We start from the raw sequence: 3,118 nt of genomic DNA, 5'->3' as shown, positions 1-3,118 counted from the left end.
GCCCCCGCCCCCGCCCGCCGCTGTCCTGCCCGCCGCTGTCCTGTTCATGATCGTGCTCGATCCAGGATCGAGTGGTCTCGCGGTCGCCTGGATACCACTCGATCCTGGATCGAGCGGCTGCGGGCGGTCGATGGCTTCCTGGCGGAGGCAGGTGACCGGGTGGCGGGCCTCGGGTGGCGGTCGTCTGTGGTTAACGGCGGCGCGAGTATGGGGGCAAGAGTGGGGGAAGAGTGGCGACACGAGGTGGGGAGTTGGCACTCTCCTTGACGGAGTGCTAGCCGAGGAATAACCTGCGATTAGCACTCTCACCCTGAGGGTGCCAACGTCCGGGCCCTGGTGCCCGGGGGTTGAACGCCAGGCGGACCGGCACCCGCGACGACGGTCCCGCCCGGTGGCATGTGGCAATTGACGCCGGTCGGCATGCCGATCGGTAACGAAACCAAGTACCCCAGGAGGGTATGCCCGTGACTACCGCGACCAAGGTTGCGATCAAGCCGCTCGAGGACCGCATCGTGGTCCAGGCGAACGAGGCCGAGACCACCACCGCCTCGGGCATCGTGATCCCCGACACCGCCAAGGAGAAGCCGCAGGAGGGCACCGTCCTCGCTGTCGGCCCGGGCCGGATCGACGACAAGGGCAACCGCGTGCCGATCGACGTCTCCGTCGGCGACACCGTCCTCTACTCGAAGTACGGCGGCACCGAGGTCAAGTACGCCGGCGAGGAGTACCTGGTGCTCTCCGCCCGCGACGTCCTCGCGGTCATCGAGAAGTAACCAACCGATCAGTGACGTTGCCCCGGTCCGGTTCGCCGGGCCGGGGCAACCTCGCGTCGAAGGGACATTCATGGCGAAGATCCTGAGCTTCTCGGACGACGCCCGGCACCTGCTGGAGCACGGTGTCAACGCGCTCGCGGACGCGGTCAAGGTCACCCTCGGGCCGCGCGGGCGCAACGTCGTCCTGGACAAGAAATTCGGTGCGCCGACGATCACCAACGATGGTGTGACCATCGCCAAGGAGATCGAGCTCACCAACCCGTACGAGAACCTCGGCGCGCAGTTGGTCAAGGAGGTGGCGACCAAGACCAACGACGTCGCCGGCGACGGGACCACCACCGCGACCGTGCTGGCCCAGGCCATGGTCCGCGAAGGTCTGCGCAATGTCACCGCGGGCGCCAACCCGGCCGGCCTCAAGCGGGGCGTCGACGCGGCCGCCGCGAAGGTCTCCGAGGCGCTGCTCGGCAAGGCCGTCGAGGTCGCCGACAAGAAGGCCGTGGCGCACGTCGCGACGGTCTCCGCGCAGGACGCCACCATCGGTGAGCTGATCGCCGAGGCGATGGAGCGGGTCGGCCGCGACGGTGTGATCACCGTCGAGGAGGGCTCCGCCCTGCACACCGAGCTGGACGTGACCGAGGGTCTCCAGTTCGACAAGGGCTTCATCTCGCCGAACTTCGTCACCGACGTGGAGTCGCAGGAGTCCGTCCTGGAGGACGCGTACATCCTGATCACCACGCAGAAGATCTCGGCGATCGAGGAGCTGCTGCCGCTGCTGGAGAAGGTCCTCCAGAACAACAAGCCGCTGCTGATCGTCGCCGAGGACGTCGAGGGCCAGGCCCTGTCCACCCTCGTGGTGAACGCGATCCGCAAGACCCTCAAGGTCTGCGCGGTCAAGGCCCCCGGCTTCGGCGACCGCCGCAAGGCGATGCTCCAGGACATGGCGATCCTGACCGGTGCCGAGCTGGTCGCGCCCGAGCTGGGCTACAAGCTCGACCAGGTCGGCCTGGAGGTGCTGGGCACCGCCCGGCGCATCGTGGTCGACAAGGAGAACACCACGATCGTCGACGGTGGCGGTCAGGGCACCGAGGTCACCGACCGGGTCGCCCAGATCCGCAAGGAGATCGAGGCGTCGGACTCCGAGTGGGACCGGGAGAAGCTCGCCGAGCGGCTGGCCAAGCTCTCCGGCGGCATCGCGGTGGTCAAGGTCGGCGCGGCCACCGAGGTCGAGATGAAGGAGCGCAAGCACCGCATCGAGGACGCCATCGCCGCGACCAAGGCTGCGGTCGAGGAGGGTACGGTCCCCGGCGGCGGTGCCGCCCTGGCCCAGATCCTGCCGGTGCTCGACGACGACCTGGGCTTCACCGGTGACGAGAAGGTCGGCGTCTCGATCGTGCGCAAGGCGCTGGTCGAGCCGCTGCGCTGGATCGCCCAGAACGCCGGCCACGACGGTTACGTGGTGGTGCAGAAGGTCATCGCCGCCGAGTGGGGCACCGGTCTCGACGCGGCCGTCGGCGAGTACGTCGACCTGGCCAAGGCGGGCATCATCGACCCGGTCAAGGTGACCCGTAACGCGGTCACCAACGCCGCGTCGATCGCCGGTCTGCTGCTCACCACCGAGAGCCTCGTGGTGGACAAGCCGAAGGAGGCGGAGCCCGCCGCCGGTGGCCACGGCCACGGGCACGGGCACGGCCACCAGCACGGCCCGGGTTTCTGACCCGAGGAGTACGTGGACGTGGGGCGCACCGTCGACGACGGTGCGCCCCACGTGTGTTCCGGCCCGGTCACACCGGGTCGAGGTGACTACCGGTCGGGCGTGCGGTCGGAAACACTGGACCGGTGAGCAGTACGACACCCCGGTACGCCGCCCTCGCCGGTGTCGCCGCCGCAGCGGCGGCCATCGGTGCCGCCGAGGTCGTGGCGGTGCTGACCGGCCCCCGTTCCGCCCCACTGGTGGCGGTCGGTGGGCTGGTCGTGGACGCCGCCCCCGAGCCGGTGAAGCGGTTCGGCATCGCGGTCTTCGGCACGTACGACAAGATCGCTCTGCTGGTCGGGACGGCGGTGCTGCTGGCCGGTTTCGCCGCCCTGTTGGGCGTGCTGGCCGTACGCCGCCTGGTGGTCGGCCTGGCCGGCATCGCGGCGTTCGCCGCTCTCGGTGCCGGGGCGGCGCTGACCCGGGCCGGCGCGGACGGACTGGACGCGGTGCCGTCGCTGGTCGGCGCGCTGGTCGGCGGCGTGACGCTCTGGGCGTTCGTCGCCGGTCCGCTGGAACTCGATCCGTGGCCCTGGTCCCCGCCGACGGGCGAGCGCGCGCCCGCGCCGGACGGGGCAGGGCCGCAGCACCCACC

2 protein-coding genes and 1 pseudogene are annotated in these 3,118 nt (G+C 70.1%); all 3 read left to right on the top strand.

All coding sequences use genetic code 11. The features are described from left to right. Positions 1-458: 458 nt before the first annotated feature. On the top strand, positions 459-773 hold the full coding sequence (gene groES, locus EYA84_RS29640) for a co-chaperone GroES (protein WP_089155197.1): 315 nt from the start codon (positions 459-461) through the stop codon (positions 771-773). A 70-nt stretch (positions 774-843) separates the two neighbouring features. Next, on the top strand, positions 844-2,487 hold the full coding sequence (gene groL, locus EYA84_RS29635; protein ID WP_131057389.1) for a chaperonin GroEL: 1,644 nt from the start codon (positions 844-846) through the stop codon (positions 2,485-2,487). 122 nt (positions 2,488-2,609) lie between these two features. Beyond that, positions 2,610-3,118, top strand: a pseudogene (locus EYA84_RS29630) (molybdopterin-binding oxidoreductase); the annotation flags it as partial.

Origin of the sequence: Verrucosispora sp. SN26_14.1, assembly GCF_004307965.1 — a bacterium.
In the GTDB taxonomy this organism is placed as follows: Bacteria; Actinomycetota; Actinomycetes; order Mycobacteriales; family Micromonosporaceae; genus Micromonospora.
Note: the sequence above shows the minus strand (reverse complement) of the source record. Positions and strands in the feature narration are given on the sequence as shown.